The sequence below is a fragment of the Neorhizobium sp. SOG26 genome (assembly GCF_003491345.1).
GTDB lineage: Bacteria > Pseudomonadota > Alphaproteobacteria > Rhizobiales > Rhizobiaceae > Neorhizobium > Neorhizobium turbinariae.
In genome coordinates this window covers 2,287,087-2,304,932 of the sequence record NZ_CP025512.1, presented here as the reverse complement: position 1 = coordinate 2,304,932, position 17,846 = coordinate 2,287,087, and the positions used below count along the sequence as shown (strand labels likewise).

General features: G+C 62.8%; 14 protein-coding genes. 13 read left to right on the top strand and 1 reads right to left on the bottom strand.

Annotation, left to right across the window (positions count from 1 at the left end; all coding sequences use genetic code 11):
* Positions 1–114 precede the first annotated feature (114 nt).
* The 7 genes from CYG48_RS11465 (at position 115) to CYG48_RS11435 (ending at position 9,106) form a co-directional block, all read left to right on the top strand.
* Complete coding sequence (locus CYG48_RS11465) at positions 115–1,140, top strand: LacI family DNA-binding transcriptional regulator (RefSeq protein WP_118850508.1); 1,026 nt, start codon at positions 115–117, stop codon at positions 1,138–1,140.
* 24 nt (positions 1,141–1,164) lie between these two features.
* The gene (xylB, locus tag CYG48_RS11460; protein ID WP_118850507.1) at positions 1,165–2,619 is read left to right on the top strand and encodes a xylulokinase; all 1,455 of its coding nucleotides are present in this window, start codon (positions 1,165–1,167) and stop codon (positions 2,617–2,619) included.
* Between the two features lie 123 nt (positions 2,620–2,742).
* On the top strand, positions 2,743–4,053 hold the full coding sequence (xylA, locus tag CYG48_RS11455) for a xylose isomerase (protein ID WP_118850506.1): 1,311 nt from the start codon (positions 2,743–2,745) through the stop codon (positions 4,051–4,053).
* A gap of 231 nt (positions 4,054–4,284) precedes the next feature.
* The gene (locus tag CYG48_RS11450) at positions 4,285–5,808 is read left to right on the top strand and encodes a sugar ABC transporter ATP-binding protein (protein ID WP_118850505.1); all 1,524 of its coding nucleotides are present in this window, start codon (positions 4,285–4,287) and stop codon (positions 5,806–5,808) included.
* Between the two features lie 2 nt (positions 5,809–5,810).
* Complete coding sequence (locus CYG48_RS11445) at positions 5,811–6,824, top strand: ABC transporter permease (RefSeq protein ID WP_118850504.1); 1,014 nt, start codon at positions 5,811–5,813, stop codon at positions 6,822–6,824.
* Between the two features lie 75 nt (positions 6,825–6,899).
* Positions 6,900–7,862 (top strand): substrate-binding domain-containing protein, encoded by a 963-nt coding sequence (locus CYG48_RS11440; RefSeq protein WP_118850503.1) that lies wholly within the window; start codon positions 6,900–6,902, stop codon positions 7,860–7,862.
* 191 nt (positions 7,863–8,053) lie between these two features.
* Positions 8,054–9,106, top strand: a complete 1,053-nt coding sequence (locus CYG48_RS11435; protein WP_118850502.1) for a sugar phosphate isomerase/epimerase family protein — start codon at positions 8,054–8,056, stop codon at positions 9,104–9,106.
* Between the two features lie 5 nt (positions 9,107–9,111).
* Here the strand turns inward: CYG48_RS11435 and CYG48_RS11430 are convergent, their stop codons facing one another.
* Positions 9,112–9,747, bottom strand: coding sequence for a CatB-related O-acetyltransferase (locus CYG48_RS11430; protein ID WP_118850501.1), 636 nt, complete (start codon positions 9,745–9,747; stop codon positions 9,112–9,114).
* Positions 9,748–9,944: 197 nt separating this feature from the next.
* Here CYG48_RS11430 and CYG48_RS11425 point away from each other — a divergent pair, with 197 nt between their 5' ends.
* The 6 genes from CYG48_RS11425 to CYG48_RS11400 all read left to right on the top strand — a co-directional run bounded on the left by CYG48_RS11425 (position 9,945) and on the right by CYG48_RS11400 (position 17,844).
* Positions 9,945–11,117, top strand: a complete 1,173-nt coding sequence (locus tag CYG48_RS11425) for a Gfo/Idh/MocA family protein (RefSeq protein WP_118850500.1) — start codon at positions 9,945–9,947, stop codon at positions 11,115–11,117.
* 177 nt (positions 11,118–11,294) lie between these two features.
* The gene (locus tag CYG48_RS11420; protein WP_118850499.1) at positions 11,295–12,677 is read left to right on the top strand and encodes a GH1 family beta-glucosidase; all 1,383 of its coding nucleotides are present in this window, start codon (positions 11,295–11,297) and stop codon (positions 12,675–12,677) included.
* A 310-nt stretch (positions 12,678–12,987) separates the two neighbouring features.
* A complete protein-coding gene (locus CYG48_RS11415; RefSeq protein ID WP_118850498.1) occupies positions 12,988–14,028 on the top strand; it encodes a methionine ABC transporter ATP-binding protein in 1,041 nt (346 codons plus the stop codon).
* A complete protein-coding gene (locus CYG48_RS11410; protein ID WP_118850497.1) occupies positions 14,018–14,686 on the top strand; it encodes a methionine ABC transporter permease in 669 nt (222 codons plus the stop codon). The genes CYG48_RS11415 and CYG48_RS11410 overlap by 11 nt, the downstream gene beginning before the upstream one ends.
* A gap of 68 nt (positions 14,687–14,754) precedes the next feature.
* Complete coding sequence (locus CYG48_RS11405; protein WP_118850496.1) at positions 14,755–15,531, top strand: MetQ/NlpA family ABC transporter substrate-binding protein; 777 nt, start codon at positions 14,755–14,757, stop codon at positions 15,529–15,531.
* A 120-nt stretch (positions 15,532–15,651) separates the two neighbouring features.
* Positions 15,652–17,844, top strand: coding sequence for a bifunctional diguanylate cyclase/phosphodiesterase (locus tag CYG48_RS11400; RefSeq protein WP_118850495.1), 2,193 nt, complete (start codon positions 15,652–15,654; stop codon positions 17,842–17,844).
* Positions 17,845–17,846: the final 2 nt, after the last annotated feature.

Sequence of the window (17,846 nt, the reverse complement as noted above, 5' to 3'; positions counted from 1 at the left end):
GGAGAAGGGCCGCCACGCAAGTGACGGCCCTTTTTCTTTGCAAATGTTCCAACCGGCCAGTTTTCTGATTTACGTACCTCAGATTCTGCGCTACCACCTCCTGCGGAGGAACGCATGAAGCCCACAGTCCACGACATCGCGCGATCCGCAGGCGTCAGCCTCGCCACCGTCGATCGCGTGCTGAACGGACGTCCGGGGGTGCGGGCGGTGACGCGCAGCAAGGTGGAGGAGGCCATTGCCGCACTCGGTTTCGTGCGCGACCTGGCGGCCGCAAATCTTGCCAAGAGCCGCACCTATTCCTTTGTTTTCATCCTGCCGGACTACGACAACTCCTTCATGAAGGGGTTGCGCCGCGAGGTGGTGGCGGCGAGCGAACGCGCCTCGACCGAACGCACCGAAATTCGCATTGTCGCCGTGCCGCATTTTGATCCGCATGCACTCGTGGCAGCACTGGAAGAGGTTCTGGCGGACAAGCCGAACGGCGTCGCCTTCGTGGCGATCGACGCCCCGGAAGTGAGGGAAATTGCCGCCAAGCTGAACGAGGCGGGCGTGCCGATGGTAACGCTGGTCTCCGACCTGCCGGCCTCGTCGCGTGATCATTATGCCGGCATCGACAACATTGCCGCCGGACGCACCGCCGGCAGCCTGCTGGGGCGCTTCCTGAGCGGCCGAGAGGCAAAGGTCGCGGTGCTGGCGGGCTCGATGCTGGTGCGCGACCACCGCGAGCGCGTTGAAGGGTTTCTTGCGGTCATGGCGGAAGCCTATCCCAATCTCCGCGTTCTGCCAGTAATCGAAGGCCGCGACGACAGCGCGCTCGTCGAGGAAAAGGTCTCCGAAGCATTCGAAGTGACGCCGGATATCGCCGGCATCTACAGCCTCGGCGGCGGTAACCGCGGCTTGCTCCGCGTGCTGCGCAAGGTCCCTTTGGAGGCGCGGCCGGTTGTGGTTGCCCATGACCTGACGGACGCCACCCGCGCCGCACTCGGGGAGGGCATCATCGATGCCGTTCTCAACCAGGATGCGGGCCATGAGGTGCGCAGCGCCGTGCGCGTGCTGAAAGCGAAGGCCGACGGGCTGCCGGTGATCGAGGCCCAGGAGCGCATCCGCATTGACATATTCTTGAAGGACAATCTGCCGTGAAGGCGGAGGATTAGGAGAAACACCATGTATCTTGGTCTCGATCTCGGCACGTCCGGTGTCAAAGCCATGCTCATCGACGGCGATCAGAAGATCATCGGCTCGGCCAGCGGTTCGCTCGACGTCTCGCGCCCGCATTCCGGCTGGTCGGAGCAGGATCCGGCACACTGGATCCGGGCGACGGAAGAGGCAGTCGCCGGGCTGAAGGCGAAGTTCCCGCAGCAGCTCGCGGCCGTGAAGGGGATCGGCCTGTCCGGACAGATGCATGGCGCCACGCTGCTCGATGCCGATGACAAGGTCCTGCGGCCGTGCATTCTGTGGAACGACACGCGTTCCTTCCGTGAGGCGGCGGAACTCGATGCCAACCCGATCTTCCGCAAACTCACCGGCAATATCGTGTTTCCCGGCTTCACCGCGCCGAAGCTTGCCTGGGTGAAGAACAACGAGCCGGAGATTTTTGCCAAGGTGGCCAAGGTGCTGCTGCCGAAGGACTACCTGCGCCTCTGGCTGACGGGCGAGCACATTTCCGAAATGTCGGATTCGGCCGGCACTTCCTGGCTCGATACCGGCGCCCGCAAATGGTCAAGCGAGTTGCTCGCCGCAACCGATCTTTCCGAAGACCAGATGCCGAAGCTCGTGGAAGGTACCGAGCAGGCGGGCATGCTGCGTGGTGAGCTGAAGTCGGCCTGGGGCATCCCGGGCGATGTCATCGTGGCCGGTGGGGCAGGCGACAATGCCGCATCCGCCTGCGGCATGGGTACGGTTGCCGAAGGGAATGCCTTCGTGTCGCTCGGCACCTCGGGCGTGCTGTTTGCCGCCAACGCCTCGTACCTGCCGAAGCCGGAGAGCGCGGTCCACGCCTTCTGCCATGCGCTGCCGAAGACCTGGCACCAGATGGGCGTCATCCTGTCCGCGACGGATGCTCTCAACTGGTATTCGCATATCGCCGGCAAATCCGCCGCCGAGCTGGCGCAGGAACTGGGCGATACGCTGAAGGCGCCGACCGGCGTCACCTTCCTGCCGTATCTTTCCGGCGAACGGACACCGCACAACGACGCCGTCATCCGCGGCTCGTTCATCGGACTGGGGCATGAAAGCAGCCGCGTCGTGTTGACCCAGGCGGTGCTCGAAGGCGTCACCTTCGCAATTCGCGACAACCTCGAGGCGCTGAAGTCTGCGGGTACGTCGATTTCCCGCGTCACCGCCATCGGCGGCGGCTCGCGGTCGCGCTACTGGCTGGCGTCGATTGCGACGGCGCTCGGCGTGCCGGTCGATATTCCGGCCGACGGTGATTTCGGTGCAGCCTTCGGTGCAGCGCGCCTTGGACTGATTGCGGCGACGGGCGCCGATCCGGTTGCCGTCTGCTCGGCTCCGAAAACGGAAGAAACCATCGATCCGGTGACAAGCCATGGCGAGGCATACGAGGCTGCCTATGCCCGCTACCGTGCCGCCTATCCCGCGATCCGTACGATTGGACATTGAGTTAGGAGCCCCCTCGTCCGGCCCTTCGGGGCCACCTTCTCCCCCGCGGGGAGAAGGTGCCGGCAGGCGGATGAGGGGGCCACACCCGCGACCAACTACTTCAGATATCTAAGGAGGAATATCATGAGCACTGGCTTTTTTGGCGATATCCAGAAGATCAAATACGAAGGCCCGGACAGCACCAATCCGCTCGCCTTCCGCTTCTACAATCCGGACGAAGTCGTCGCGGGCAAGCGGATGGAAGACCATCTGCGTTTTGCGGTTGCTTATTGGCACACGTTCACCTGGCCGGGCGGTGACCCCTTCGGTGGCCAGACCTTCCAGCGCCCGTGGTTCGAGGACAGCATGGCGGCGGCGAAGGTGAAGGCAGATGTCGCCTTCGAATTCTACCAGTTGCTCGGCGCACCCTTCTACTGCTTCCATGACGCCGACGTTCGCCCCGAAGGCAAGACATTTGCCGAAAACACGAAGAACCTCAACGAGATCGTCGACTACTTTGAAAAGAAGCAGGCCGAGACGGGCGTGAAGCTTCTCTGGGGTACGGCGAACCTCTTCTCGCACCGCCGCTTCATGGCCGGCGCTTCCACCAATCCGGATCCGGATGTGTTCGCTTTCTCCGCGGCGACGGTGAAGACCTGCATGGACGCCACCAAGCGCCTCGGCGGTTCCAACTACGTGCTGTGGGGTGGTCGGGAAGGCTACGAGACCCTTCTCAATACCGACCTGTCGCGCGAGCTCGACCAGATGGGCCGCTTCCTCAACCTCGTCGTCGAATACAAGTACAAGATCGGCTTTGAAGGCACGATCCTGATCGAGCCGAAGCCGCAGGAGCCGACCAAGCACCAGTATGACTACGACGTCGCGACCGTTTATGCCTTCCTGCAGAAGCACGGGCTGGACAAGGAAGTGAAGGTCAATATCGAGCAGGGCCACGCCATCCTTGCCGGCCATTCCTTCGAGCACGAGATCGCCATGGCCAACGCATTTGGCATCTTCGGGTCGATCGACATGAACCGCAACGACTACCAGTCCGGCTGGGATACCGACCAGTTCCCCAACAACGTCCCGGAAATGGCGCTCGCCTATTACCACATCCTGCAGGGTGGCGGCTTCAAGAACGGCGGCACCAATTTCGACGCCAAGCTGCGCCGCCAGTCGCTCGATCCGCAGGACCTGCTGATCGGCCATATCGGCGGCATGGATTGCTGCGCCCGCGGCCTGAAGGCTGCGGCCCGCATGGTCGAGGAAGGCGCGCTCTCGAAGCCGCTCGAAGAGCGTTACGCCGGCTGGAACAGCCCGGAAGCCCAGAAGATGCTGCGTGGCGAATACAAGCTGGACGACATCGCCGCCATGGTGGAACGGGAAAACATCAATCCCGAGCCGCGCTCCGGCCGCCAGGAATACCTGGAGAACGTCGTCAACCGCTACGTCTAAGCGGTTCAGGAAACGGAGGCTGCGGGAGACCCCGCAGTCTCCCCATCCCGCCTGCGGATAAGTGAGGGTTTGCGGGGAGGGACGACCAGTTGTTGCTTTACGTACCTCAAAAACTGCGCTAGCTTTTTGGCCGGGAGGAGTTTGCGTGCGTTTTCATATGCCAGAGTCTGTCCGTGACGTTTGCGCGGGGCGAGCCGTCGCGCGCGCCTTCCCTGTTGCGGGTGAGCCACGATGAAAGACGTTCCTGCTCCCGCCGGGTCTCCGCTCCTGGAGGCGATGGGCCTTTCAAAGACGTTCGGCGTGGTTGAGGTCCTGAAGGACATCAACATCACCGTGCGTGCAGGCGAAGTGCATGCCATCATCGGTGAAAACGGCGCCGGCAAGTCCACGCTGATGAAGATCCTTGCCGGTAACCAGCCGCCGACCCGCGGCGAGATGCGCATGGATGGCGAGGTTGTAAGCTTCTCGGGGCCGGTCGACGCCGAGAACCACGGCATCGTCCTGGTGCACCAGGAGATCCTTCTCGCGCCGGACCTGACGGTGGCGCAGAACATCTATCTGGGGCGCGAGATCCGGAAGGGGCTTTCGCTCGATGATCGCGCCATGAACGAGGGTGCGGAAAAGGCAATCCGCGGCCTCGGCGGCGATCTCGACCCCCGCACCATCGTGTCCAGCCTTTCGATTGCCCAGCGCCAGCTCGTGCAGATTGCCCGCGTGCTTCTCATGCCGCATCGCCTCGTCATCTTCGACGAGCCGACCGCCTCGCTGACGCCGCATGAGACCGAGGCGCTGCTGAAGGTGATCAACGACATCCGCGCCAAGGGAGTCGGTGTCCTTTACATTTCCCACCGCCTGCCCGAGGTGAAGGAAATCGCCGACCGCGTGACGGTGCTGCGCGATGGCCGGCTCGTCGCCTCGCATGAAGCGAGCGAGCTGCAGCCGTCCGACATGGCGCGGCTGATGGTCGGGCGCGATGTCGCCAAGCTTTATCCCGATCGCCAGGCGGCGACGGTGCGCGAAACCGTGCTGGAGGTCGAGCATTTTGATGTACCGGGCTTTGCCCATGACGCTTCCTTCCAGCTTCGCCGCGGCGAAATTCTCGGCTTTGCCGGCCTCGTGGGCGCCGGCCGCACGGAACTGATGGAAGGGATCGTAGGCCTGCGCTCCGGGCGCGGCAGCGTGCGCTTCAACGGGCATCCCGTCAGCTTCACCGATGTCCATACAAGCCTCAAGGCCGGCGTTGCCTATCTGTCGGAAGACCGCAAGGGCAAGGGCCTGCTTCTCGCCAAGGACCTGCTCGTCAACCTGACGCTCGCCTCGCTCAACAAGTTCAGCGGGATGTTCCAGATCGATGCGAAGAAGGAAGCCCAGGCGCTCGACCAGGCGATCCGCGATTTCGACATCCGCACCGGCAACAAGTCCATCCTCGCCGGGCAGCTTTCGGGTGGTAACCAGCAGAAACTGCTGCTCGCCAAGATGATGCTGCTCGATCCGAAGGTCGTCATCATCGACGAGCCGACCCGCGGCATCGATATCGGCAACAAGGAACAGATCTACAAATTCATCGCCAAGCTGGCAGAGGAGGGCCGCTCGATCATCGTCGTGTCCTCCGAAATGCCGGAACTGATCGGCATCTGCGACCGCATTCTCGTGATGCGGTCCGGTCAGATCGTTGGCGAGGTTACGGGGGAGCACATGAACGAGAACGAAATCGTCCAGCTGGCGACGGGCGTGAAGATCGGGGAGGCTGCGTAGGCATGTCATCCGCTGCAACCGATACGCCGAGCAATCCGACCAAGGCGCCGAAAACCTCGCGTGACTGGGACATGGCGGCGATTGCGCCCTTCATTGCGCTCGCCCTGCTGCTGGTGCTGGGCTATTTCGCCAACCCGAATTTCGTGACCGTTGCCAACCTCAGCAACGTCGTCACCCGCAGTGCCTTCATCGCCATCATCGCGCTTGGCGCGACCTATGTGATGACCGCCGGCGGGCTCGACCTTTCGGTCGGCTCCATGCTCGCCTTCGTGGCGAGCCTGATGATCATGTTCATGAATTCGGGACAGATCGCCGACCCGATGCTGATGCTGCTGGCGGCGATGGGTTTGGCCCTGCTGCTCGGCGCAGCCTGCGGTCTGTTCAATGGCATCATCACGACTGTCGGCCGGATCGAGCCGTTCATCGCCACGCTCGGCACGATGGGGATCTATCGCGGCCTGACCTACTGGCTGAGCCAGGGCGGCGCGATTACCGTGCGCGACCGCGAGCTCATCACGCTCTATCGGCCCTTTTATTCCGGCTCGTTGTTCGGCGTGCCGGTGCCGATCATCGTCATCCTCGCCACGGCTGCGATCTGCGCCTTCGTGCTTTACCGCACCCGCTACGGGCGGCATGTGACGGCAGTTGGTTCGAACGAGGATGTAGCACGCTACTCCGGCATTTCCATCAACCGGGTGCGCACGATCACCTATGTGATCCAGGGGCTTTGCGTTGGCGTGGCGGTGCTGCTTTACGTCCCGCGTCTCGGCTCCACCTCGGCGACCACCGGAAGCTTCTGGGAATTGCAGGCGATCACGGCGGTCGTTGTCGGCGGCACGGCCTTGCGGGGCGGCGTCGGGCGCATCTGGGGGACGGTGTGCGGCGCGATCATCCTTGAGGTTGTGGGCAATATCCTGCTCCTGTCTAACTTCATCAGCGAATACCTGATTGGCGCCATGCAGGGTGCGATCATCATCATCGCCATGCTCGTCCAAAGGTCGCTGATGCGCAAATAGCCGTGAAATCGACCGGGCCTAGGGGTCGCGTCCGGTCCTCATCTTAGAAGACCTCGTTTTAATGGGAGAGAGAAAATGCGTAGAAGAACATTCGGTCTGGCTGCTGCGGCGCTCGCCGCAACGGTTGCCATCGGGCCGAGCTTCGCCATGGCACAGGACAAGAAGGTCACCATCGGCGTATCCATTCCGGCCGCCGACCATGGCTGGACCGCCGGCGTCGTTTACCACGCCGAGCGCGTCGCCAAGCTTCTGATGCAGGAGCATCCGGGCCTCAACGTCATCGTCAAGACCTCGCCGGACGCCGCAAGCCAGGCCAACGCCGTGCAGGACCTTTCCGTACAGGGCCTTGACGCTCTCGTCATCCTGCCGACCGATCCGGACCAGCTCGTCAACTCCATCAAGGACGTGAAGGACGCGGGCACGTTCGTCGCCCTCGTCGACCGCGCGCCTTCGGTCAACGACAACTCGATCCGCGACCTCTACGTCGCCGGCAACAACCCGGCGCTCGGCGAAGTCGCCGGCAAGTACATTGCCGAAACCACGCCGGACGCACAGGTCGTCGTCATCCGCGGCCTGCCGATCCCGATCGACCAGCAGCGCCAGGACGGCTTCGACAAGGGCATTGAAGGCTCCAACGTCAAGGTTCTCGATCGCCAGTTCGGCAACTGGAGCCGCGACGACGCCTTCAAGGTGATGCAGGACTTCCTGACCAAGCACCCGAAGATCGACGTTGTCTGGTGCCAGGACGACGACATGGCCGTCGGCGTGCTGGAAGCCATCGAACAGGCCAAGCGCACCGACATTCAGTATGTCGTGGGCGGCGCCGGCTCCAAGGACATGGTCAAGCGCGTCATGGACGGCGACAAGATGATCCCGGTCGACGTTCTGTATCCGCCGGCAATGGTGGCGACTGCCATGCAGCTCACCGCGGGCAACTTCTATGATCAGGTTCCAGTCAGCGGAAACTACATCCTGGACGCAACCCTGGTGACCAAGGACAACGCCAAGGACTTCTACTTCCCCGACTCTCCGTTCTGATCTCCAGAACCGGATCGCTTATCACTTGAAACCCTTTCCCCGCGTCATGCGGGGGAGGGGACGTGCCCTGCGCGGCGCATATGGTCGAAAACCGCAGGGTGCCACATCGTGCCTCTCCCTCTGGGGAAAAGGTACCGGCAGGCGGATGAGGGGCAGGCCCCCGTCCGAGCGACAATATCACGGAGGTTTTCATGAAGACGATCAAGGGCCCTGCCATCTTCCTCGGCCAATTCGCGGGAGATGCCGCGCCGTTCAACTCCTGGGACGCCATCACCAAATGGGCAGCCGACAAGGGTTACGAAGGCGTCCAGGTGCCGACCTGGGCCGGCCAGCTGATCGACCTGAAGAAGGCGGCCGAGTCCAAGGATTATTGCGACGAGTTTGCCGGCGTGGCGCGCCAGAACGGCATCGAGGTCACTGAACTTTCCACCCACCTGCAAGGCCAGCTGGTCGCCGTCCACCCGGCCTATGACGAAGCCTTCGACGGCTTTGCCGTTCCGGAAGTGCGTGGCAACCCGAAGGCCCGCCAGGAATGGGCCGTCAACCAGGTGAAGATGGCGCTGTCGGCCTCGAAGAACCTCGGCATCAAGGCGCATGCGACCTTCTCCGGCGCGCTTGCCTGGCCCTTCATCTATCCCTGGCCGCAGCGCCCGGCAGGTCTTGTCGAAACTGCGTTTGACGAGCTCGCCCGCCGCTGGACGCCGATCCTCGACCATGCGGAAGAGTGCGGCGTCGACGTCTGCTATGAAATCCATCCGGGCGAGGACCTGCACGACGGCGTGACCTTCGAGATGTTCCTCGAGCGGGTGAAGAACCACAGCCGCGCCAACATGCTCTACGATCCGTCGCACTACGTGCTGCAGTGCCTGGATTACCTGGACAACATCGACATCTACAAGGACCGGATCAAGATGTTCCACGTCAAGGACGCGGAATTCAACCCGACTGGTCGGCAGGGCGTTTATGGCGGTTACCAGGGCTGGGTGAACCGCGCCGGCCGCTTCCGCTCGCCGGGCGATGGCCAGGTCGATTTCGGTGCGATCTTCTCCAAGATGGCCGCCAATGACTTCGACGGTTGGGCTGTCGTGGAATGGGAATGCGCACTGAAGAACGCCGAGGACGGAGCCCGCGAAGGCGCCGAATTCGTCCGCGCGCATATCATCCGCGTGACCGAGAAGGCGTTCGACGACTTCGCATCAGGCGGCACGGACGAGGCCGCAAACCGCCGGATGCTGGGTCTGTGACAGGCTCAGCCGGCTTTCAGGGCGGCAAGGTCGCCGCCCTCGATTGCCGGCAGCGCGGCCTCGATCCGGTCGATCGGCCAGTCCCACCAGGCGATGGCGAGAAGCTCATCGATCACATCCTCGGTAAACCGCCGGCGGATCAGTTTGGCCGGGTTGCCGCCAACGATGCTGTAGGGCGCGACATCACCGGTGACGACCGAACCGGCCGCGATGATCGAGCCGGCGCCGATCGTGGCGCCGGGCATCACCAGGCTGCCGTAGCCGATCCAGACATCCGGGCCGACCACCGTGTCCCTGGCCGGAAGGTCGGCATAATCGGCCATGGTATGTGGCTTGAAGATCCGGAAGGGGTAGCAGCTGAAGCCCTGCATCGGGTGGTTGGCCGAGCTCGTGATGAACTTCACCCCATGCGCCAGTTGTACGAAGGGGCCGATCACCAGCGTCTCGCGGCTGAAGGGGTAAAGATAGGGCGCGATCGTACCGGCGACGTCCGCCGGCTCGTCGAAGCTCGAATAATAACTGTAGTCGCCAACGGTGATGCGCGGATGCTTGATCACCCGGTTGAGGTGGACGGTGCCTTTGACGGTGGTCCCGTTGGCAAGCGTGATGGGATGGATGGCGTCCGCATGGAGCAATGGCATGATGGGACCTTTCAACGGAGGAGGGTCCGCGGCGCTTGAGGCGCGACGGCAAGGGCTTGGTGTTGAAGCCTCCTCGGTGGAGGCGGGTCCTAGATGTTCACTGCCAGGGCATCCTTCTGTGGGTGAGGCCAAAGACTAATACGCCGATGAGGCAAAGTTAAGAGCAACTTCGGTTGCGCAGCGAAAGGGAGAACACGATGGCTATCGAAGGCAAGGACGAACAGGCACGCGAGCCGCGCATCCGGCTTGGAATGGTTGGCGGCGGGCAGGGCGCCTTTATCGGCGCGGTGCACCGAATGGCCGCACGGCTCGACGATCAGTTTGATCTCGTTGCCGGCGCATTGTCCTCCACACCGGAAAAGGCAATCGCCTCGGGCCGCGACCTCGGGCTTCATCCGTCGCGTACCTATGGCTCCTACAAGGAGATGGCCATCCGCGAAGCGCGGCTGAAGGACGGCATCGAGGCCGTGTCCATCGTGACGCCGAACCACGTGCATTACGAAGCGGCCAAGGAGTTCCTGCGCCGCGGCATCCACGTCATCTGCGACAAGCCGCTGACCTCGAACCTCGCGGACGCCAAGAAGCTGAAGAAGGTAGCCGACGAGAGCAAGGCGCTCTTCATCCTCACCCATAACTACACCGGTTACCCGATGGTGCGGCAGGCGCGCGAAATGGTCGCCAACGGCGATCTCGGCAAGATCCGCGTCGTGCAGGTGGAATATCCGCAGGACTGGCTGACGGAAGCCGCCGAGCAAACGGGCGCCAAGCAGGCCGTTTGGCGCACCGATCCGGCTCAGTCGGGTGCGGGTGGCTCCACGGGCGATATCGGCACGCATGCCTACAACCTTGCCTGCTTCGTGACTGGCCTGACGCTGACGAGCCTCGCGGCCGATCTCGACAGCTTCGTTCCCGGCCGCCGGCTGGACGATAACGCACATGTCATGCTGCGCTTCGATGGTGGAGCCAAGGGCATGCTGTGGTGCAGCCAAGTGGCGCCGGGCAACGAAAACGGCCTGAAGCTTCGGGTCTATGGCGAAAAGGGCGGCATCGAATGGTGCCAGGAAAACCCGAACTACCTGTGGTTCACGCCGTTCGGCGAGCCGAAGCGGCTCATCACCCGCAATGGTGCCGGCGCCGGTGCCGCCGCAGGACGCGTGTCGCGCATCCCGTCAGGTCACCCGGAAGGTTATCTCGAGGCCTTCGCGACGATCTACACGGAAGCCGCGCGCGCCATCAACGCCGCCAAGAAGGGCGCCAAGCTCGACAAGGACGTCATCTATCCGACGGTGGACGATGGCGTGAAGGGCGTGGCCTTCGTCGAGGCCTGCGTTGCGTCTTCGAAGAAGAACGGCGCCTGGGTCAAGCTCTAGGCCCCGGCTTTGGCCCACGGGTTTTGCACGCGCCGGGTCGCTCGAGATCCTGCGCGACCCGCGCCCCGTGGGCAAGCCAGCATTGCGCCTCTTGCGCTGTACAACCACTGGCGCCTCGGCTACATCGCCGTCGCAAGAGGCCCCCATTGGGCGAAATCCTGAAAGGCTGGCCAGGTCATGACCAAGACACCCGATCCCAACCAGTTTGCAACCCGCTTCCCCGGCGACTTTTTGTGGGGCGTGGCGACGGCCTCCTTCCAGATCGAGGGGGCGACGAAGGCGGATGGCCGCAAGCCCTCCATCTGGGATGCATTTTCCAACATGCCGGGCCGTGTCTTCCAGGGCCATAACGGCGATGTCGCCTGCGACCACTACAATCGCTGGGAAGAGGATCTCGACCTCATCAAGGACATGGGTGTCGAAGCCTATCGGTTTTCGATCGCCTGGCCTCGGATCGTTCCGGAAGGCACCGGCCGCATCAACGAAAAGGGCCTGGATTTCTACGACCGTCTGATCGACGGCTGCAAGGCGCGCGGCATCAAGACCTATGCGACGCTCTACCACTGGGACCTGCCGCTTTCGCTGATGGGTGATGGTGGCTGGACGGCACGGTCCACCGCGCATGCCTTCGAACGTTACACCAAGGTGGTGATGGAGCGACTTGGTGACCGGCTCGATGCGGTCGCGACCTTCAACGAACCCTGGTGCATCGTGTGGCTGAGCCACCTCTACGGCATCCATGCCCCGGGCGAACGCAACATGCGGGCGGCCCTTGCCGCCATGCACCACGTCAACCTGGCGCATGGCCTCGGCGTGGCGCAGATCCGTGACATCGCGCCGGACGTGCCGGTCGGCCTGGTCCTGAATGCGCACTCGGTCATCGCGGCTTCCGATAAACCGGAAGACCAGGCAGCGGCCGAACGCGCCCACCAGTTCCACAACGGCGCCTTCTTCGATCCGGTCTTCAAGGGCAAGTATCCCGACCAGTTCCACGAGGCCTTGGGGGCGCGCATGCCCGCCGTGGAAGAGGATGACCTGAAGATCATCAGCCAGAAGCTCGATTGGTGGGGCCTCAACTATTACACGCCGATGCGCGTCGCCGACGATTACGCCCGTTCCGGCGACTTCCCCTGGACGGTGGATGCCAAGCCGGTCAGCGACGTGAAGACGGATATCGGCTGGGAAGTCTATTCGCCGGGCCTGAAGCTTCTCGTTGAAGACCTTTACCGCCGCTACGATCTGCCGGACTGCTACATCACCGAAAACGGCGCCTGCTACAACATGGAGGTGGTCGACGGGGAGGTGGATGACCAGCCGCGCCTCGACTATTATGTCGAGCACCTGTCCGTCGTTGCCGACCTCATCGTCGACAACTACCCGATGAAGGGCTACTTCGCCTGGAGCCTGATGGACAATTTTGAATGGGCGGAAGGTTACCGCATGCGCTTCGGCCTCGTTCATGTTGACTATGAGACGCAGGAGCGGACGGTGAAGAAAAGCGGCAAGTGGTACCGCCAGCTGGCCGCTGAATTCCCGCGGGGGAACCACAAGCCGGGCTGACCGCGAAGAACTTGGAACGTTTTTCTCGTTCTGCCCGATAATTGAAATACTGTCCCTGTCAAAACCGATTGGGGCGGGGCATCTATGCGGCCGTTAAACTTCTTGTTCTTTAGTGAAAGCCGAATTAGATGCTCCGGAAAGTCAACTGTCATCGAATGTGCTGCCTGGCTGCATGACATGCCCGGCGCCTGTGCCGTGATGACCAGACTGAAAACGTGAGCCTTACATGACGATCCCTTTAGCTGCGACACCAGTCGCGCCTGCCCCTGTGGGCGAACAAGTGGCTGACCGAGCGCCCGGACAGGCGCCCATGGTCGACTTCCAATCCGTAAGCAAGCGCTTCGGCAGCAGCCGCGACGAGAACCAGTTCACCGCACTCGATGGCGTTGATCTCTCCGTGGCGCGCGGTGCCATCACCGGCATCATCGGCCGCTCCGGCGCCGGCAAGTCGACCCTCATCCGCCTCGTCAACGGGCTGGAGAAGGCAACGTCGGGCCGCGTCGTCGTCGACGGCGTGGAGGTCGGCAGCCTGTCGGAAACGGGCCTGCGGGACCTGCGCCGCCAGGTCGGCATGATCTTCCAGCACTTCAACCTCCTTTCCTCGCGCACGGCCTTTGACAATGTCGCGCTGCCGCTCGAGATCGCCGGCGTCGACAGAAACGAGATCCGCGCCAAGGTTGGGCCGCTGCTCGATCTCGTCGGACTCGGCGACAAGGCCGACCGCTATCCCTCGGAACTGTCGGGTGGCCAGAAGCAGCGCATTGGCATTGCCCGCGCACTCGCCACCTCGCCCAAGCTGCTGCTTTCCGATGAGGCGACCTCGGCGCTTGACCCGGAAACCACCCAGTCGATCCTGGCGCTCCTCAAGCAGATCAACGCGGAGCTCGGGCTCACCGTTCTGCTGATCACCCATGAGATGGAAGTGGTGAAGACCATTGCCTCGCATGTCGCGGTGATCGATCGCGGCAAGATCGTCGAACAGGGCCGGACCTTTGACGTCTTCACTGGCGCCAGGCATGAAACGACGCGCTCGTTGCTCTCGGCGTCGCTCGGCACGCAGCTGCCGGAATGGATCCGTGGCAGCATGAAACCGCAGCCCGGCGCCGGCGACCGGATCCTCGTGCGGCTTATCTTCTTCGGCGATACGGCGTTCCAGCCGCTTACCGGCCGCCTGGTGGCTGAGCTTGGCGCGGATGTGAACATCCTGGCCGGCAGCATCGAAGAGATTGCCGGCGAACCCTATGGCTCGCTCGTGGTCGCTTACCCCGCCGAGCCTGCGGTGGTGGAGCGCGCCAACCGTTTTTATGCCGAAAGCGGCCTTTCCACGGAGGTGCTCGGTTATGTCGCTTGATATGCTCATCGGCCTGCTCACCAAGTCGCTCGGCCAGACGCTGCAGATGGTGGTGATCGCCGGCCTGATCGGATCGCTGATCGGCCTGCCGATCGGCATCTTCCTTGCCACCAGCGGCAAGGGCGAACTCTTTCCGGCCCCGATTGCCAACCGCATCCTCGGCGCTATCGTCAACGCAACGCGCTCGACGCCGTTCATCATCCTCGTGGTGGCGATCATCCCGTTCACCCGTTTTGTCACCGGCACCTCGATCGGCACCTATGCCGCCATCGTGCCGCTGACCATCGCAACCATCCCCTTCTTTGCGCGTCTGGTCGAAGCGGCAATCCGCGAAGTCGACAAGGGGCTGATCGAGGCTGCCCGCGCCATGGGCGCCACCCCGATGCAGATCGTCTTCAAGGTTCTGCTTGCGGAAGCACGCCCCAGCATCACGCTTGCCATCACGATGACCCTCGTCAGCCTCATCGGCTACTCGGCCATGGTCGGCGCGGTCGGCGGCGGTGGCTTGGGCGACCTCGGCATCCGTTACGGCTACCAGCGCTTCATGCCGGAAGTCATGCTTGCCGTTGTCGTCGTGCTGATCGTGCTCGTGCAGATCGTGCAAAGCGCCGGCGATGCCCTGGCCCGCCGTTTCGACAAGCGCAACCGCAAGACCTGAGTTTTCGAAATCCCGCAACACCAGCCTCCCAAGACTGGCCTGACAACCAAACGACAAGGAAGCATCCCATGAAAAAGCTTATCGTTGCTGCGGCACTCGCCGCATTTGCTGCCGGTTCGGCGCTCGCTGAAGACATCAAGGTCGGCGTCACGCCCGGCGAACACGCCCAGATCATGGAAAAGGTGAAGGACGTTGCGGCCAAGAAGGGCCTCAACATCGAGATCCTCGAGTTCTCCGACTACGTCGTGCCGAACCAGGCGCTTGCTGATGGCGACCTCAACGCCAACTCCTTCCAGCACCAGCCCTACCTCGACAACCAGATCGCTGACCGCGGCTTCAAGATTGTCAGCGTCGGCACGACCATCACCACCCCGATGGGCGTTTACTCCAAGAAGGTGAAGAGCCTCGACGAACTGAAGGAAGGCGCCACCGTCGCCATCCCGAACGACCCGACCAACGGCGGCCGCGCGCTTCTCGTTCTGGCCAGCAAGGGCCTGATCAAGTTCAAGGAAAACCCGGGCCTCAAGGTCACCTCGGCTGATATCGTCGAGAACCCGAAGAAGATCGAGTTCGCCGAAATCGACGCTGCCCAGCTGCCGCGTTCGCTCGACGACGTCGACGCTGCCGTCATCAACACCAACTACGCCATGGAAGCCGGCCTGCACCCGAAGACCGATGCAATCGCCATCGAAGGTGAAAAGTCGCCTTACGCAAACGTCATCGCCGTTCGCGAAGAAGACAAGGACGCTCCGTGGGTCAAGACGCTGGTTGAAGCCTACCATGACGATAGCATCCGCACCTTCATCAACGAAGAGTTCAAGGGCGCGCTGATCCCGTCCTTCTAAGACGCTATCGTCTAAACTCTTGAAAGTGGCCGGTTCTCTTGCGGGAGAGCCGGCCATTTCTGCTTTAACGGCTTCTGAAGGAATCCCGGAGTAGGATTTTATTGCTCCACGAGGTACTCCATGCGGCTTCTTCCGCCACGAATTCGCCGGTCCAGTGCAATCGGCCGCCGCCTGGCTGTAACATGCATGTTGCTGGCCTTCGCGGTGGTGGTTCTCCTCGTGACGACCTTCATCCTGACAGCGCTGAACCGCATTGCCGACTACGCCAATCGGCTCGATGACGGGCGCTCGTGGGAAACCACGACCGGCGCGGTCAAGACCTTCGAACGCCAGTTGCACGCGACGCTCAACGACTACGCCGCATGGGACGACGCAGCGCGTTATGTCTACGACAACGATGCCGACTGGATGGTCAGCAATCTCGGGATCATGACCGCCAACAGTAACCTGTTTGATGTCGCGGTCGTCATGGACAGCCAGCAGAACGTCATCATGACGTATGAGAACGGCCAGCCGGCTGCCTGGTCGCCAAACCAGTATTTCGATGAATCGCTGTCGACGCTGTTCGACAAGGCAAGCTCGGCCGGCAAGGACCAGCTTCCGGAAGCTTCCGGCTTCATCCAAACTTCGCGCGGCATGGCGGCCGTCGCGATCGGTCTCGTGCGCGAAAAGTCGGGCCGCCTGACGGTGGCGCCGGACGCGCGCCGCTTCCTCGTCTTCGCCCGCCATCTCGATGCGGCGACGATCGAGGATCTTGGCCGCACCTACATCGTCGATGGGCTGCGCCTCGCCGGTGAAGACGACGTCACCTCGAAGGCCGTCGAGATCCGCAACCGGCACGGTCAGATGCTGGCGCGGCTGACCTGGGATTCACGGCTGCCCGGCAACCTCGGTTACGTGGAGGTGAAGCCGCTCGTTTATTATGCGCTCGCGATGGTCGGGCTGTTTTTCCTGCTGCTGGTGGTGGGCGGCAGCAATACGCTGAAGAAGCTCAAGGCAGACGAGGCGGCGGCGCGGCATCTGGCGATGCGCGATCGCCTCAGCGGTCTCCTCAACCGCACCGGTTTTTTCCTGTCGCTCGATGAACTGGTCACCGAGGCGCAAAGCCGCGGCACCAATGTCGCGCTGCTTTATCTCGATCTCGACGGCTTCAAGGAAGTCAACGACGCCTATGGCCATGGCACCGGCGACCAGCTGATCCGTGGCGTGGCAGCGGGCCTGAGGGCACTCGTCGGTGAACGGGACGTGCTGGCGCGTGTCGGCGGCGATGAATTCGCCATTGCCATCCAGGGCATCGAGGTCGGGCGCCTGGCGGATGAACTCAGCGACCGCATCCTTGGCTTCTTCGATGAACCTTTCATCATCGGCGAGCGGGTTGCGACGATCGGCACCTCGATCGGCATTGCGGTCTCGATCCGTGGCAAGGTCTCGGGCGAGGAACTCGTGCGCCGCGCCGACATGGCGATGTACCGCGCAAAGGAAACCGGCCGTGGCCGCGCCGAATATTATCGCAAGGAGATGGATGCCGAGCGCGAGGAGCGCAACAAGCTCGAGATCGACCTGCGGATCGCCATCGAACGGCGCGAGCTCACGGTGCTCTACCAGCCGGTCGTCGAGGCCGGTACGTGGCGGCTGGTCGGGCTGGAAGCGCTTTGCCGCTGGGATCGTCCAGGTTACGGCTACGTCTCCCCGGACGTCTTCATTCCGATCGCGGAATCTACCGGCTTGATCGACCAGCTCGGCCTCTTCGTGCTGCACCGGGCCTGCGAGACGATCGCCGCCTGGCCGGAGCTGAAGCTTGCGGTCAACATCTCGCCCGGCCAGTTCCGCGATCCGGCCTTCGCCGTCCATGTCGGTTCCGTGTTCCGCAAGACCGGGACCAAGCCTTCGCGCGTCACGCTGGAGATGACGGAAGGTTATTTCATCCAGAACCCGGAGCGTGCCCGTGGCGCGCTCGCCAAGCTGCGGCAGCTCGGCGTGAAGATCGCGCTCGACGATTTCGGCGCCGGCTTCTCGAGCGTCGGCTACCTTCGCCAGTTCGGTTTCGACCGAATGAAGATCGACAAGTCGCTGGTGCATGCGCTCGCCGAGGGAAGCCGTGCAGTCGACATGCTGCACGCTACCGTTTCGCTTGCTCGCTCGCTCGATATCCCGGTCACTGCCGAAGGTGTCGAAACCAAGGATCAGGCGGTCGCGCTGAAGCTCAGCGGTTGCGATGAACTGCAGGGTTATCTGTTCGGCAAGCCTATGACGGCGCAGGAGGTCGACGCGCTGTACCGCAAGCGCTCCGAGGGAGAAGCGGGCGCAGCCTGACC